Source organism: Pseudomonas sp. FH1 (genome assembly GCF_000510895.2).
In the GTDB taxonomy this organism is placed as follows: Bacteria; Pseudomonadota; Gammaproteobacteria; order Pseudomonadales; family Pseudomonadaceae; genus Aquipseudomonas; species Aquipseudomonas azotoformans_A.
In genome coordinates, this window is sequence record NZ_AOHM01000007.1 from 1 (window position 1) to 15,373 (window position 15,373).

A 15,373-nucleotide genomic window follows, 5' to 3' on the forward strand; every position below is an offset into this window, starting at 1 on the left:
CCTCATTTTAAGGCTTGGAGGTGTCTACGAAACTAGGGGCGATTCAGAGTATGCCCGCCAGGAACAGCTCCATATCGAGTGGCTTGCTCATGCTCGACCACCAATGTAAGCCGATAGCACGTCGATGCGACCGTGCCCGAGTTCATAGCTGATTTGAACTCGTGCCTCCTGATCGAGGTGCTGGTCGAGCTGGTAACACCTGCCACCGTTGATGGGCGCGGGATGATGGGTGATTTGTTCATAGCGTTCGCATGCATAGGCCGCCCGCAACTCGTGGAAGCCTTTGAGGCTGTGCTGATGGAGCATGTTCCGTGCAGGGCGGACGATTCCCCGTTGGAAATCGAGGTAGCTTTCGTTCGGTGCAAGTAGGTTGCGGCTACCGTCGGGCGAGACATGTTGGGCGAATGCCAGTGCACCGCGGATGTGATCGTTCACCGTGATCCAGCGAGGTGCTGACGCACCTGAGCGGCCACCTTTGGTGCCATCCTGGATATTGATCTTGCCGTAGTGTTCAGCATCACGCTTCAGGCGGGGTAGGTCGGCCAAAATGGTTTCGCGTAAGCGCATGCCGGTGGCGCGCGCCAACAGCACGATAGCGGCGGCACGTGGATGCTGTTCACGGAGGAGCTCGACGATCCGCTTCACGTGTTCGCGGTCTTGGCCTTGTGGCACCGAGCGACGAATACTGCTGCGCTGCATCCCCAGCGCCTTACTCGGACTCGGCACTTTCACATACTGATCACCACGAAGCGCCGCCATGGTTCGGTTCACGCTGGACAACCGATTTTGTGCGGTGGCGATGCAGATAGCTCCTTGCTCAACCTGCTGACGTAGATGTCCCGCGTAATCCAGTAAGGTCTGCCGATCAATCTGCCGCGAATCGTTAAAGCCCGGCCCATCATCCGAACGACACCAGCGCACGAACGCCTGCCAGCGGTCACCGTGCGCCTTGACCGTGCCGTAGTGTCCGCCACCGAACACGTCTTTCAATGCCTGAGGTCCGGCATAGCTCAATTGCCGACCCCATCCAAAATTGCGCCCGTCCCGTCTACCTACCAATGCCATGATCAAACTCCTCTCGAAGCCAAACCCTTGAAATTTCCCCCACTTCATCCCGCCATGGGTGTTGAGTGTTATCAGGGATCAAGGCCCCTGCGACCTGTGAGGGTTGTCCACTAACGCGGGACTGGCGGCTCTTTACGACCGGGAGCTTGGGCATCTCATGATCTGGCCTCCTGAGCACTTCCGAAGAAGTGGGCGGGTGGAGGCTGCACTGGCTGACGAGACCAATGCCGCGAGAACCTGAGTCGGGTGAAGGCAGTGATGCTATGACCGGGGCATGCCTGACTGTCAGTCAGGTGCAGTCCATTCCGTGGGCTGCGGCACCATCATCTGCATCGCTGTTGCGGGTGGCTTCGGTGTTTGTCACGCCGATTGTCACGAGGGGGAATGCCGCAAAGCCTTGTACGAGTTGGGCTGCAGCAACGGTAGGAGCGCCCGTCTCTTTCCGGGAGAAAGAGACGGGCGCAGGTTGGCGCAATGAAATGGCCAAGCGGATAGGTTGCTGCAAGGCAGCTATGAAAGGGGGAAGTTGCCGCAGTGGGCACACTGGTAGAAGTAGGCATCCATCACATCGCTGTGACCGTGCGAGCTGCCGGACGCTAATCGCACTTTGGGAGAACCACCACGGTGTGGCGTAGCCTTAAAGGTTCTGGCTACCTGGGTTGCTGTCAACGACAGCGCTTGCCGGATCTTTTCTACGCCTGTGGATAATTTGGGTCAAGGCTCGAATTTTCGGGAATTCTGCGGCTGTGGATGAAATTATCCACCGGTGGAAATCCGTGGTTTTCCACAGACAGTTACGTGGGCTTTAGATTTTTTAAGTGAGGTCCATCCAAGCAGGGCGGCTTTGCAGCCCCGCTTGGATGGACCCGCGTTGAAGGGCGGACTGCGGTGATCTCATAGGCTTACCCATGTTTGGATGCGCCACGGCTATTTTGTAGGGCGGTAATGTTGTCACCGACCGGGTGAGCGAATTCGTGGGGCGTCACATGCCCATGGCGGTTGGCGTCGATGTAGTTGCTCCACCACGCCATGATCAGCCTGCGCTGCTCCAGAAATTCAGCTTTGTGGATATACGCGGCGCGCACACGGTTGCGTTCCTTGTGGCTCATTTGTCTTTCGATGGCTGCGTCGGTCCATAACCCGGACTCAAGCAGGGCGCTACAGGCCATGGTCCTGAAGCCATGGCCGCACACGTCCTTGCTGGTGTCATAGCCGACGTTGCGGAGCATGGTGTTCACCGTATTCTCGGACATGGGCTTCCAGTACTTGTGGTCGCCCGGTAGCACCAACTCTGAAAAGCGACTGAGGCTGCGCAGGCGCTCCAGTATTTCGATGACCTGCGGCGATAGCGGAACCATTTGAATGTCGCCGTTCATCTTGGTCCCACGTGTGGAGTTGCGTACCCCTTCAATCGGTGCGCGTGTATCGGGGATTTCCCACATGGCGCGTTGGAGGTCGAACTCACTCCATCGAGCGAAGCGCAGTTCGCTGGAGCGGACGAATACATGCAACGTCAGCAGGACGGCGAGGCGCGTAAGCTCGCGGCCGTTGTAGTTGTCGATACGGTGTAGCAGTTCGGGTAGGCGGTTGAGGGAGAGGGCCGGGCGATGGACTGTGCGCGGCGCGTGAATCGAGCCTGCCAGATCCAGTGCAGGATTCATGGTGATCTGCCGAGCCCTTTTGGCCCCGCGCATGATGGTGGATAAGTAGTTCTGTACCCTTAACGCCACATCCATGGTGCCGCGTTCCTTGATGCGCTGGGTGATCTCTAGCAGGTCATGGGTATCGAGTTCAGCGATGGGGCGTTGGCCGATCAGCGGGAAGACGTGGGTACGCAGTCGGCTCATCACGGTTTTTGCGTGTCCTTCGGTCCAGCGACGGGACATGTCGGCGTGCCACTCCAGAGCAACGGTTTCGAAAAGCAGTGCCGCTCGTTGGGCTACGATCTTGGCCTTCTTCTTTTCTTCCATTGGGTCGAGGTTGTCGAGCAGCAACGCCTTGGCTTCGTCTCGCTTACGCCGTGCGACGGAAAGGGTAACGATGGGGTAATTGCCGATGATGAGCGTGCCTTCCTTGCCGCTGGGCTTGGTGTACTTCAAGCGCCAGGTCTTCACGCCATTGGGTTTGACGAAAAGGTACATGCCTCCGCCGTCGAACAGTTTGTAGGCGCGTTCGCGGGTTTTGGCGTTGCGGCATTGCAGGTCGCTGAGAGGGATCGCTAGACGTGGCATAGGGGTACGCGCTCCTGACCGGGAAATCGCAGTACCCCTAACATACCCTCGGGGAAGGGGGATTTTGTTGGATCCCGACAGAGGGTCCTGGAACGAAAAAACCCGCCAAAGGGCGGGTTTTCGGGGCTTCCAGAGCATTCGGTGGAATGCAATGGAGCCTAATGTGGTGCCGGCACCAGGAGTCGAACCCGGGACCTACTGATTACAAGTCAGTTGCTCTACCAACTGAGCTATACCGGCGTGTTAGGGCGACGATTATAGCGATTGGCAAGGTTCTGTAAACCCCTGAATTCTGACTATTTTTGCAGAACCCAAGGTTTTTTCATCCGCGCCCCTTTTTCCGATCAGCAAGGGTAGGATTCTTCCTTGGTCGCCGAAGGGTCAAACCCGGTGCAATCTCATCCCATCCAAAGGAAGCCCCACGTGAAACGGACTCTCTCCCTGTCCCTCATCCTCCTCACTGCCGCGCTCAGCGCGTGTTCCTCCAATAAGCCCGGTAATGACCCTGCCCTGGTCGGTACTTGGAAAGGCTTGCGTACCGAAACCGGCAAATGCCAGTTCCTGTCGTGGACCAATAATCTCAAGCCTGACGGGCGCTTCGTCATTACCTTCTACCGCGATGCGCAGCAGACCCAGGTGATCCAGACCGAGCAGGGTTCATGGTCAGCGGCCAATGGCAAGAATGAGTTGCGCACGGACGGCGTACGTTCGCCGGATGTGTACACCTACAAGCTGCTCGACGCCGACACCGTTCACTACGTGAGCGTATCGTCGGACCCTACCAGCGATTGCCAGGATGACTACGCGTTCACCGAGCGCCGCGTGCGCCAATAAGGCTGGCGCGCTCCAAAACCGGGCGCTCGGGTGCCCGGTTGTTATAGGTATCAACGCCTCTTCCCATAGTTCTTCCCGAACTTCTTGTAGTCCATTGCCCATTTCTGCCTGCATTTGCAGCAAAAGCCTACAGGCTGATTGCGATCAATTTGGTTTAGTGAATGGACGGTATCCTCCGGGCTTAGCAGATTGAGTGCCCTGGTGGTGTCATGCGGCGCGGGTTTTGCTTCGCTGTCCAGCGGCGGTGCCTGTTACTCACCGACACACGGGCCGTGGCTTCGCGGGCGATTTGGATCAACCGCTCGGCTGGTTTTCCCTTGAATACAGGTGAGGTTTCCGTATTCTGTGGCGCGATATAAACCGTCAGGCTAATCGCGGTTTCATGTAGGCAATTTTTCGAGACAATGTTGGGCAATCGAATATTTGTTGATGGGTGTGTCAGTTTTGCGCCGTTCTTGTCCATCTGGACAACAATTTTCGCGAATTAACCTTGCAAGTTCATGTTCTTACAACGAATGCATTTTTTATCACAATAAAGTCATAAAAATGGCGCCACACCGTTCGTCGGATTAAATTGAACTAAAAGCATCAAAATACTGACACCATCAATGTGATATCACAGAATGCGCCCGACACCACATAACTAGAAAAATACAAGGTCAGCCTATTGCTGACCTTTTTATCGCCTTTAAAGCGCAAACAGGTGGGGAGGGGCAGTGAGTGAGTCGAGCAGATGACATTTCAAAACTATTCAACAAGCTGGGTGCCAACCCGAGTGGCTACCGCGAGATCGACTTTGTCCATGAGTTCATCGAGGACGATGTAGAGGTCTTGGTAGCCCCCGTCGCGACTCCAGCCCTGCCTGAAATTGAAGCGCCGTCAGCTCCCCTGTTGCGTCTGCTGGAAGAGCTGAGCCAAGGCGAAGCCGACCACCTGCAGCCGCCCGAAGTGGTGGAGGGGCGTGACGGCGAAATGTATTCGGAGCAATCGAGCCCCAACGTCGTGGTGGTTGTCTCGGTCAAAGGCGGCGTCGGCCGCAGCACCCTGACCGCTGCGATTGCCAGCGGCTTGCAGCGCCAGGGCCGCCCGGCGCTCGCCCTGGACCTGGACCCGCAGAACGCCTTGCGTCACCACCTGTGCCTGGGCCTCGACATGCCTGGCCTCGGCGCGAACAGTTTGCTCAATGAAAGCTGGGAAACCCTGCCTGAACGCGGCTTTGCCGGTTGCCGCCTGGTGGCGTTTGGTAGCACCGACCACGAGCAGCAGCAGAGTCTGAACCGTTGGCTGGGCCAGGATAGCGAGTGGTTGGGCCAACGCTTGGCCGACCTTAAATTGAATGGCCAGGACACCGTGATCATCGACGTCCCGGCCGGCAATACCGTGTACCTCGGCCAGGCAATGTCGGTGGCCGATGCGGTGCTGGTCGTCGTGCAGCCGGACGTGGCCTCGTTCAGCACCCTCGACCAGATGGACAGTGTGCTTGCGCCGTACTTCAACCGCGAAAAACCGCCACAGCGCTTTTACGTGATCAACCAGTTGGACGCTGCCCACCGCTTCAGCCTGGACATGGTCGAGGTGTTCAAGACCCGTCTGGGTGCTGCCCTGCTGGGCACGGTCCACCGCGATCGCGCGTTCAGTGAAGCCCAAGCCTACGGTCGCGATCCCCTCGACCCCACCGTCAACAGTATCGGCAGCCAGGACGTCCACGCCCTGTGCCGCACCTTGCTCGAACGCATCGACTCGGACCTCCCATGACCGACAATACGTCCTCCACGCCCTTCGTCGAAGGGCGCGCTGAACAGCGCCTAAATGGCGCGATTGCGCGCTTCAATCGGTGGCCTGCGGCGCTGCGTACGGTGCTGGTTGTTGCCAGTTGCGTGCTTGGCGCCCTGCTGTTGCTGGGCATTATCAGTGCACCGCTCGACCTCTACAGCCAATGCCTGTTTGCCGGTGTGTGCTTCCTGGCGGTGCTGGTGCTGCGCAAAATTCCCGGACGCCTGGCGATCCTCGCGCTGGTGGTGTTATCACTGGTGGCGTCGTTGCGCTACATGTTCTGGCGGCTCACCTCCACCCTCGGGTTCGAGACCTGGATCGACATGTTCTTCGGCTACGGCCTGGTCGCGGCCGAGTTCTACGCCTTGATCGTGCTGATCTTCGGCTACGTACAAACCGCCTGGCCATTGCGCCGCACGCCGGTGTGGTTGAAGACCGAGCCCGAAGAGTGGCCGACGGTCGACGTGTTCATCCCCACTTATAACGAAGCGCTGAGCATCGTAAAACTGACCATCTTCGCCGCCCAGGCAATGGACTGGCCCAAGGACAAGCTGCGTGTCCATGTGCTGGACGACGGCCGCCGCGACGACTTCCGCGACTTCTGCCGCAAGGTCGGCGTGAACTACATTCGCCGCGACAACAACTTCCACGCCAAGGCCGGTAACCTCAACGAAGCGTTGAAGGTCACCGACGGTGAATACATCGCCTTGTTCGATGCCGACCACGTGCCGACGCGCTCCTTCCTGCAAGTAAGCCTGGGCTGGTTCCTCAAAGACCCGAAGCTGGCGATGCTGCAAACGCCGCACTTCTTCTTCTCGCCGGATCCATTCGAAAAGAACCTCGATACCTTTCGCGCCGTGCCCAACGAGGGCGAGCTGTTCTACGGCCTGGTGCAGGACGGCAACGACCTGTGGAACGCCACCTTCTTCTGCGGCTCCTGTGCGGTCATCCGCCGTAAGCCGCTGCTGGAAATCGGCGGTGTAGCCGTCGAGACCGTGACCGAAGACGCCCACACCGCGCTCAAGCTCAACCGCCTGGGCTACAACACCGCTTACCTGGCCATCCCGCAAGCTGCGGGCCTGGCCACCGAAAGCCTGTCGCGCCACATCAACCAGCGGATTCGCTGGGCGCGAGGCATGGCGCAGATCTTCCGCACCGACAACCCGCTGCTGGGCAAAGGCCTCAAGTGGGGCCAGCGCATCTGCTACGCCAACGCCATGCTGCACTTCTTCTATGGTTTGCCGCGCCTGGTGTTCCTGACCGCGCCGCTGGCTTATCTGGTGTTCGGGGCGGAGATTTTCCACGCGTCGGCGCTGATGATCGTTGCCTACGTGTTGCCGCACTTGGTGCACTCGAGCCTGACCAACTCGCGGATCCAGGGGCGTTTCCGTCACTCGTTCTGGAACGAGGTGTACGAGACGGTACTGGCCTGGTACATCCTGCCGCCGGTGCTGGTGGCGTTGGTCAACCCCAAGGCCGGTGGCTTCAACGTGACCGACAAGGGCGGCATCATCGACAAGCAGTTCTTCGACTGGAAACTCGCGCGCCCGTACCTGGTGTTGCTGGCGGTGAATCTGGTCGGCCTGGGCTTCGGTATCCATCAGTTGATTTGGGGCGATGCGTCCACTGCCGTGACGGTAGCGATCAACCTGACCTGGACCCTCTACAACCTGATCATCACCAGCGCCGCCGTGGCCGTGGCTTCGGAAGCGCGCCAAGTGCGTTCCGAGCCGCGTGTCAGCGCCAAGCTGCCGGTGAGCATCATTTGTGCTGACGGCCGTGTGCTTGAAGGCACGACTCAAGATTTCTCGCAAAACGGCTTCGGCTTGATGCTCTCCGATGGTCACTCGATCACCCAGGGTGAGCGCGTGCAATTGGTGCTGTCACGCAACGGCCAGGACAGCCTGTTCGATGCCCGCGTGGTGTTCAGCAAGGGCGCGCAGATCGGTGCCCAGTTCGAGCCCCTCAGCCTGCGCCAGCAAAGCGAGTTGGTTCGCCTGACCTTCTCCCGCGCCGATACCTGGGCCGCGAGCTGGGGCGCCGGCCAGCCGGATACACCGCTGGCGGCCCTGCGTGAAGTGGGCTCCATCGGCATTGGCGGCTTGTTCACCCTGGGCCGCGCCACCCTACACGAACTGCGTCTGGCCTTGAGCCGCACCCCCACAAAACCGCTAGATACGCTGATGGACAAGCCATGACCTCGAAGATATTCGCTCGCCCTCATCCGCGCCGTGCACTCGCGCTGATGATCGCCTCGCTGATGGGCCTCAACACCCTGGCGCAAGCTGCCGAGCAAGCGGTTGCCACCGTGCCGGTGCAAAGCACCGATAACGGCTACAGCCTGACCCTCAAGCAGCTGGGCCGCCGCGACACCATGAACCTGCAAGGCGTGGAGTCGTCCGACAGTGTCAACTTCGATATCCGTGCCGATGAAGTGGTGAAGGGTGCGCAACTGCTGCTCAAGTACAGCTACTCGCCGGCGCTGCTGGCCGACCTGTCGCAGATCAACGTGTTGGTCAACGGCGAAGTCGCCGCCAGCCTGGCGCTGCCCAAAGAAGGCGCGGGCATCCAGCAAGAGCAACTGGTGCAGCTTCCGCCGAAGCTGATCACCGAGTTCAACCGCTTGAGCCTGCAGTTCATCGGCCACTACACCATGTCCTGCGAAGACCCGCTGCACAGCAGCCTGTGGGCCAAGATCAGCAACAGCAGCGAGCTGAAAGTGCAGGTTGAGCCGATCGTGCTCAAGGACGACCTGGCCGTGCTGCCGCTGCCGTTCTTCGACAAGCGTGACGCGCGCCAGGTCAGCCTGCCGTTCGTGTTCGCCACTGCACCCGACAGTGCCGCGCTGGAAGCGGCCGGTGCCTTGTCTTCATGGATCGGCGGCCTCGCCAGCTACCGGGGCGCGACGTTCCCGACCACCCTCGGCGAGCTGCCGGCCAAAGGCAACGCCATCGTACTGGTGCAAACCGCCGATGCGCTGGACGTGCACGGTGTTGCGGTCGCCAAGCCGACCGGCCCGACCCTGACCCTCATCGCCAACCCCAATGACGCCAACGGCAAACTGCTGATCGTCACCGGGCGTGACGGCGAAGAACTCAAGCGCGCCGCCAACGCGGTCGTGCTGGGCAACCCGGTATTGGCCGGCAACAGCGTGGTCATCACCAAGCTCGACACCCTGGCACCGCGCCGTCCGTACGACGCGCCAAACTGGCTGCCAAGCAACCGCCCGGTGCGCCTGGGCGAGTTGATCGAACAGCAGAAACTCAGCGTGTCGGGTTACAACCCAGGCGCGATCAGCGTCGACATGCGCCTGCCGCCGGACCTGTTCAACTGGCGTGAAGAGGGCGTGCCGCTCAAGCTCAAGTACCGCTACACGCCGCAGCAGGTGTCGACCAACTCGTCGTTGCTGATCGGCCTGAATGATCAATTCATGAAGTCCGTGGCCTTGCCGTCGGTGACCAACCTGGGCGGCGGCCAGACCCTGCTCGACCAGTTGAAGAAAGACGAAAGCCTGCCGCGCGAAGTGACGACCCTGCTGCCGATCAGCTCGGCATCGCCCAAGTCCAAGCTGCAACTGCGCTTCATGTACGACTACATCAAAGAAGGCGAATGCCGCGACATTATCGTCGACAACATGCGCGGTTCAGTCGACCCGGATTCGACCCTCGACGTCACCGGCTACCAGCATTACATCGCCATGCCGAACCTGGGCGTGTTCAACGACTCCGGCTTCCCGTTCACCCGCCTGGCTGACCTGTCGGAATCCGCCGTGGTCATGCCCGACAACTTCGGCACCGACGAGTTGACCGCCTACTTGACCGTGATGGGCCGCTTCGGCGAAGCCACCGGCTACCCGGCCACCGCCGTCAAAGTGGTGCAGGCCAAAGACGTGCAAAGCGTTGCCGACAAAGACCTGCTGGTGCTCGCCACCGCCGCCAACCAACCGCTGCTCAAGCAGTGGCAGCAATACCTGCCGGCCACCAGCGATGGTGAGCAGCACCAGTTCCTGCTGTCTGACCTGCCACGTTATGTCCGTAGCTGGGTCAGCCCGGACCCGGCGGGCAATCAGCACCCGGCCAATGCCGGCATTACCTTCAAGGGCCTGAGCAACAGTACTTGGCTGGCGGGCTTCCAATCGCCACTCAAGAGCGGTCGCAGCGTGGTGCTGATCGCCAGCAACCAGCCGCAGGGCCTGCTGGAAGCCACCTCGGCGCTGATCGGCGGTGACGACTACAAAGACTCGATCCAGGGCAGCCTGGCCGTAGTGCAGGGCACCACGATCAGTTCGCTGGTAGGTGACGAGCAGTACTACGTCGGCAAGCTCAACTACTTCAAATTCATGCAGTGGCAACTGTCGCAGAATCTGGGCTGGATGCTGTTGATCACCTTCCTCGGCCTGGCGGTGGTGACCAGCCTGATCTACCTGTCGCTGCGTGCACGTGCAAAACGGCGGTTGGCATGAGCCCGCTCAAGAGCGTGGCCCTGGCTGCACTGGGCGCGGTGATGTTTGCCGGTAGCGCGCAGGCGCAAACCTGTGACTGGCCGCTGTGGCAGAACTACGCCAAGCGCTTTGTGCAGGACGATGGGCGGGTGTTGAACTCGTCGATGAAACCCACCGAGAGCAGTTCGGAAGGGCAGTCCTACGCGATGTTCTTTGCGCTGGTCGGTAATGACCGTGCGAGCTTCGACAAGCTGTGGACCTGGACCAAGGCCAACATGTCGGGCTCCGACATCGGCCAGAACCTGCCGGGTTGGCTGTGGGGCAAAAAAGCCGATAACACCTGGGGCGTGATCGACCCGAACTCTGCGAGCGACGCTGATTTGTGGATGGCTTACGCCTTGCTCGAAGCGGCTCGCGTGTGGAATGCACCGCAGTACCGCGCCGACGCACAATTGTTGTTGGCCAACGTCGAACACAACCTGATCGTGCGCGTGCCCGGCCTGGGCAAGATGCTGTTGCCGGGGCCGGTGGGCTACGTGCATCCGGGCGGTTTGTGGCGTTTCAATCCGAGCTACCAGGTGCTTGCACAACTGCGTCGCTTCCAGAAAGAACGCCCGAACGCCGGTTGGAACGAAGTGGCTGAAAGCAACGCGCGCATGCTCGCCGACACCGCCAACAACCCCCACGGCCTCGCGGCCAACTGGGTCGGTTATCGCGCGACCAGCGCCAACGCCGGGCTGTTTGTAGTCGACCCGTTCTCCGATGACCTGGGCAGTTACGACGCGATCCGCACCTACATGTGGGCCGGCATGACCGCCAAAGGCGATCCATTGGCGGCGGCGATGCTCAAGTCGCTGGGCGGTATGTCCCGCGCCACGGCTGCATCGGTCACCGGCTTCCCGCCGGAAAAAATCCACGTGCTGACCGGCGAAGCCGAGAAAAACAACGGCTACACGCCGATGGGTTTCTCCGCATCGACCATTGCCTTCTTCCAGGCCCGCGGCGAAACCGCCCTGGCGCTGCTGCAAAAGGCCAAGGTCGACGACGCACTCGCCAAGGCCCTGGCGCCTTCGGCACCGGAGAGCGCGCAGCCGATCTACTACGACTACATGCTCAGCCTGTTCAGCCAGGGCTTTGCCGATCAGAAGTACCGTTTTGAACAAGACGGTACGGTCAAATTATCCTGGGAGGCCGCATGCGCCGTCACACGCTAGCCATTGCGATTCTCGCCGCCCTGGTCTCGACGGCCAGCGTCGCTGAAACCAGCGACCCGCAGGCCCTGCTGATCGAGCAGGGTTACTACTGGCAGTCGAAAAAGAACCCTGAACGCGCGCTGGAAACCTGGCAGAAACTCTTGAGCCTGAGCCCCGAGCAACCGGATGCGCTGTACGGCATCGGCTTGATCCAGGTGCAACAGAACCGTCCGGCCGAAGCGCAAAAGTACCTGGCCCGCTTGCAGGCGCTGAGCCCGGTGCCGCGCCAGGCGTTGCAGCTGGAGCAGGACATTACCGTGGCCGTGCCGGACAACGCCAAGTTGCTGGAGCAGGCCCGTGAGTTGGGTGAACCCGACGACGAGCGCGAAAAGGCCGTGGCCTTGTACCGCCAGGTTTTCCAGGGCCGCCAGCCCCAGGGCCTGATCGCCCGTGAGTACTACAACACCTTGGGCTTCACGGCCAAGGGCACCAGCGAAGCCATCGCCGGCTTGCAGCGTTTGTCCCGTGAACGGCCGAACGACCCGATCGTTGCGTTGTTCCTCGCCAAGCACCTGGCGCGCAACCCGGCCACCCGGCCTGACGGCATTCGTGCCCTGGCCAAACTGGCACCGAACAATGACGTGGGCGGCAACGCCGATGAAACCTGGCGCTTCGCACTGATCTGGCTCGGCCCGCCGAAGCCGGACCAGGTGTCGCTGTTCCAGCAGTTCCTCACCGTGCACCCGGATGACGCTGAGATTCGCGCGCTGATGAACAAGGGCATTGCCCAAGGCAAAGGCGGCGGCACCTGGCAGCGTGACCCGCAGATGACCAAGGCCTTCAAGGCGCTGGATGACGGCGACCTGAAAACCGCCGAGCCACTGCTGGCCGCGCGTCTTGCGCAAAAATCCAATGACGTCGATGCCCTCGGTGGCATGGGCGTATTGCGTCAACAGCAGGAACGTTACAGCGAAGCCGAAAACTACCTCGTCCAGGCTACCCGTTTGCCCGGTGGTGCCGCGTGGCAGTCGGCCCTGAACGACGTGCGCTACTGGAACCTGATCAGCCAGAGCCGCGACGCCCAACGCGCCGGCCGCAGCGCCCAGGCCCGTGACCTGGTGGCCCAGGCCGAACGTTTGAATCCAGGCCAGCCAGGCGCAGCGGTCGCGTTGGCGGGTTTCCAGTCTCAGGACAACCAGTTCGAAGAAGCCGAAGCCGGCTACCGTAAGGTGTTGGCGCGTCATCCCGGTGCCCCGGATGCCTTGAGTGGCTTGATCAACGTGTTGTCCCAGTCGGGTCAACCGGATGAGGCCTTGAAGCTGATCGACTCGGTGTCACCGGCGCAGCGCGCCAAGTTCGCGCCGAGCGTGAAAATCAACGCATTGCGCGCGACCCAGGTCGGCAAACTGGCGGAGCAACGCGGTGACGTGAAAGGCGCACAAGCGGCCTACCGCCAGGCTCTCGACGCTGACCCTGAAAACCCGTGGACCCGTTTCGCCCTGGCGCGCATGTACCTGCGCGACGGCCAGATCCGCAATGCCCGTGCGTTGATCGACGGCTTGCTCAAGACCCAGCCCAACCAGCCGGACGCGCTGTACACCAGCACCCTGTTGTCGGCGCAGCTGAGCGAGTGGAAACAGGCCGAGACGACCCTGGGGCGTATCCCCACGGCGCAGCGCACGGCCGACATGAACGAGCTGGCGATCGATATCGCGCTGCACCAGCAGACCGACGTGGCCATCGAAACCGCCCGCCGTGGCCAGCGCCCGGAAGCCTTGGCATTGCTGGGGCGCTCTGAACCTCTGACCCGTCAGAAGCCTGAGCGTGTGGCTGTGTTGGCCGCCGCCTATGTGGAAGTCGGCGCCGCGCAGTACGGCCTGGACATGATGCAGAAGGTGGTGGAGAACAACCCCAACCCGACGGTCGACCAGAAACTGCTGTACGCCAACGTGTTGCTCAAGGCCAACAAGTACAGTGAGGCGGGCGAAATCCTGCGTGAAGTGCAGGGCCAGCCTTTGAGCGAAATCGGTCGCCAGCGCTATGACGACCTGATTTACCTGTACCGGGTCAAACAGGCGGATGCCCTGCGCGAGAAGAACGACCTGGTGGCCGCCTATGACATGCTGTCTCCGGCGTTGGCCCAGCGTCCCAATGACGCGCTGGGCGTCGGCGCGCTGGCGCGGATGTACGCCGCCAGTGGCAACGGCAAGAAGGCGATGGAGTTGTACGCGCCGCTGATCCAGCAGAACCCGAACAACGCACGCCTGCAACTGGGCCTGGCGGACATCGCCCTGAAAGGCAATGACCGCAGCTTGGCGCAGAGCGCCAGTGACAAGGCGCTGGCCCTGGAGCCGGGTAACCCGGAGACGCTCACCTCGGCCGCGCGTATTTACCAGGGGCTGGGCAAGAACAGCGAAGCCGCTGAGTTACTGCGCAAGGCCCTGGCGATTGAAAACGCCATGAAGGCCAAGACCCAAGTGGCCCAGGCTGGCGCCCCAGGTACATCGTATAACCCGTTCGTAGGCTTGCCGGGCCAGCGTCGCCAGGTCACCGACCTGACCGTTGCTGGCGCCGTACCGCCGCCGATCGATGCGCCAACCAAGTCCGTGACGTCCAGCGCCTTTGCGAGTGCGACGTCCAACGACTTGAGCGATCCGTTTGTGCCGCCGTCGAGCATTGCCTCCGTCGACAGCCCCGAGCTGAGCCCGGCGCGACGTGCGCTGGATAACATCCTGCGTGACCGTACCGGTTATGTGGTGCAAGGCTTGAGCGTGCGCAGCAACAACGGCGAGAAAGGCTTGAGCAAACTCACCGATGTGGAAGCGCCGTTTGAAGCGCGTATGCCAGTGGGCGATAACACGGTGGCGCTGCGGGTGACGCCGGTGCATTTGAGCGCTGGTAGCGTTGGCGATGATGCTGCATCACGCTTCGGCGGCGGCAAGGTCACCTCACCACGGACCCAGAATGCTACCGGTGTTGGCTTGGCCGTGGCTTTTGATAACCCTGATGAAGGCCTCAAGGCCGACGTCGGCGTAAGCCCGTTGGGCTTCCTCTACAACACCATCGTCGGCGGCGTGAGCGTGTCGCGTCCGTTCGAGGCCAATTCGAACTTCCGCTATGGTGCAAATATCTCTCGGCGTCCAGTCACCGACAGCGTCACTTCCTTCGCAGGCTCCAAAGACGGCGACGGTTACAAGTGGGGCGGCGTGACCGCCAACGGCGGGCGTGGCGAGTTGAGCTACGACAACCAGAAACTGGGTGTTTACGGCTACGCCTCCTTGCATCAACTGATGGGCAACCACGTTGACGACAATACGCGCATGGAGTTGGGCAGCGGTATCTACTGGTACCTGCGTAATAACCCACGTGACACCCTGACCTTGGGTATCAGCGGTTCGGCGCTGAGCTTCAAGGAGAACCAGGACTTCTACACCTACGGCAACGGCGGCTACTTCAGCCCGCAGCGCTTCTTCTCCCTGGGCGTGCCGATTCGGTGGGCGCAGAGCTTTGATCGCTTCAGCTACCAGGTAAAAAGTTCGGTGGGCGTGCAGTATATCGGCCAAGATAGCGCGGATTTTTTCCCGGGCCGCAAAAACCTCGGTACCCAGGAATACAAAAGCTCGGACAAAACCGGCGTCGGCTACAGCTTCAACGCTGCCGCCGAATACCGCCTGAGCTCGCGGTTCTACCTGGGTGGCGAAATCGGTGTCGATAACGCCCAGGACTACCGCCAGTACGCCGGTAACGCTTATCTGCGCTACTTGTTCGAAGACCTGAGCGGGCCTATGCCATTGCCGGTCAGCCCGTACCGTTCACCTTATTCCAACTGATTAATC

The 15,373-nt window shown here is 60.9% G+C and carries 9 protein-coding genes and 1 tRNA gene; 6 read left to right on the forward strand and 4 right to left on the reverse strand.

The features are described 5' to 3' along the window. Positions 1 to 87: 87 nt before the first annotated feature. The 3 genes from H096_RS03805 to H096_RS03815 all read right to left on the reverse strand — a co-directional run bounded on the left by H096_RS03805 (position 88) and on the right by H096_RS03815 (position 3,536). On the reverse strand, positions 88 to 1,065 hold the full coding sequence (locus tag H096_RS03805; RefSeq protein ID WP_033896879.1) for an integrase domain-containing protein: 978 nt from the start codon (positions 1,063 to 1,065) through the stop codon (positions 88 to 90). Positions 1,066 to 1,967: 902 nt separating this feature from the next. Next, positions 1,968 to 3,296 carry an integrase arm-type DNA-binding domain-containing protein gene (locus tag H096_RS03810; RefSeq protein ID WP_033896880.1) on the reverse strand — a complete coding sequence of 443 codons (1,329 nt, stop codon included), beginning with the start codon at positions 3,294 to 3,296 and terminating at the stop codon, positions 1,968 to 1,970. Positions 3,297 to 3,460: 164 nt separating this feature from the next. Continuing rightward, a tRNA-Thr gene (locus H096_RS03815) sits at positions 3,461 to 3,536 on the reverse strand. Between the two features lie 183 nt (positions 3,537 to 3,719). Here H096_RS03815 and H096_RS03820 point away from each other — a divergent pair. After that, positions 3,720 to 4,130 (forward strand): lipoprotein, encoded by a 411-nt coding sequence (locus H096_RS03820; protein WP_033896881.1) that lies wholly within the window; start codon positions 3,720 to 3,722, stop codon positions 4,128 to 4,130. Positions 4,131 to 4,311: 181 nt separating this feature from the next. Here H096_RS03820 and H096_RS33825 read toward each other — a convergent pair whose 3' ends face one another. Beyond that, positions 4,312 to 4,593: a hypothetical protein gene (locus H096_RS33825; protein WP_156487788.1), complete on the reverse strand. Its 282-nt coding sequence runs from the start codon at positions 4,591 to 4,593 to the stop codon at positions 4,312 to 4,314. Between the two features lie 368 nt (positions 4,594 to 4,961). On the opposite strand from H096_RS33825, the gene bcsQ reads away from it, so the two are divergent. From bcsQ to H096_RS03845, 5 genes are read left to right on the forward strand one after another with little or no spacing between them, the layout of a single operon-like run. Then, a complete protein-coding gene (gene bcsQ / locus H096_RS03825; RefSeq protein ID WP_051421943.1) occupies positions 4,962 to 5,885 on the forward strand; it encodes a cellulose biosynthesis protein BcsQ in 924 nt (307 codons plus the stop codon). Further along, complete coding sequence (gene bcsA, locus H096_RS03830; RefSeq protein ID WP_033896884.1) at positions 5,882 to 8,101, forward strand: UDP-forming cellulose synthase catalytic subunit; 2,220 nt, start codon at positions 5,882 to 5,884, stop codon at positions 8,099 to 8,101. The genes bcsQ and bcsA overlap by 4 nt, the downstream gene beginning before the upstream one ends. Continuing rightward, positions 8,098 to 10,365 carry a cellulose biosynthesis cyclic di-GMP-binding regulatory protein BcsB gene (gene bcsB, locus H096_RS03835; protein ID WP_033896885.1) on the forward strand — a complete coding sequence of 756 codons (2,268 nt, stop codon included), beginning with the start codon at positions 8,098 to 8,100 and terminating at the stop codon, positions 10,363 to 10,365. The genes bcsA and bcsB overlap by 4 nt, the downstream gene beginning before the upstream one ends. Next, positions 10,362 to 11,558, forward strand: a complete 1,197-nt coding sequence (bcsZ, locus tag H096_RS03840; protein WP_033896886.1) for a cellulose synthase complex periplasmic endoglucanase BcsZ — start codon at positions 10,362 to 10,364, stop codon at positions 11,556 to 11,558. The genes bcsB and bcsZ overlap by 4 nt, the downstream gene beginning before the upstream one ends. Then, positions 11,540 to 15,367, forward strand: coding sequence for a cellulose biosynthesis protein BcsC (locus tag H096_RS03845; protein WP_033896887.1), 3,828 nt, complete (start codon positions 11,540 to 11,542; stop codon positions 15,365 to 15,367). The genes bcsZ and H096_RS03845 overlap by 19 nt, the downstream gene beginning before the upstream one ends. Positions 15,368 to 15,373: the final 6 nt, after the last annotated feature.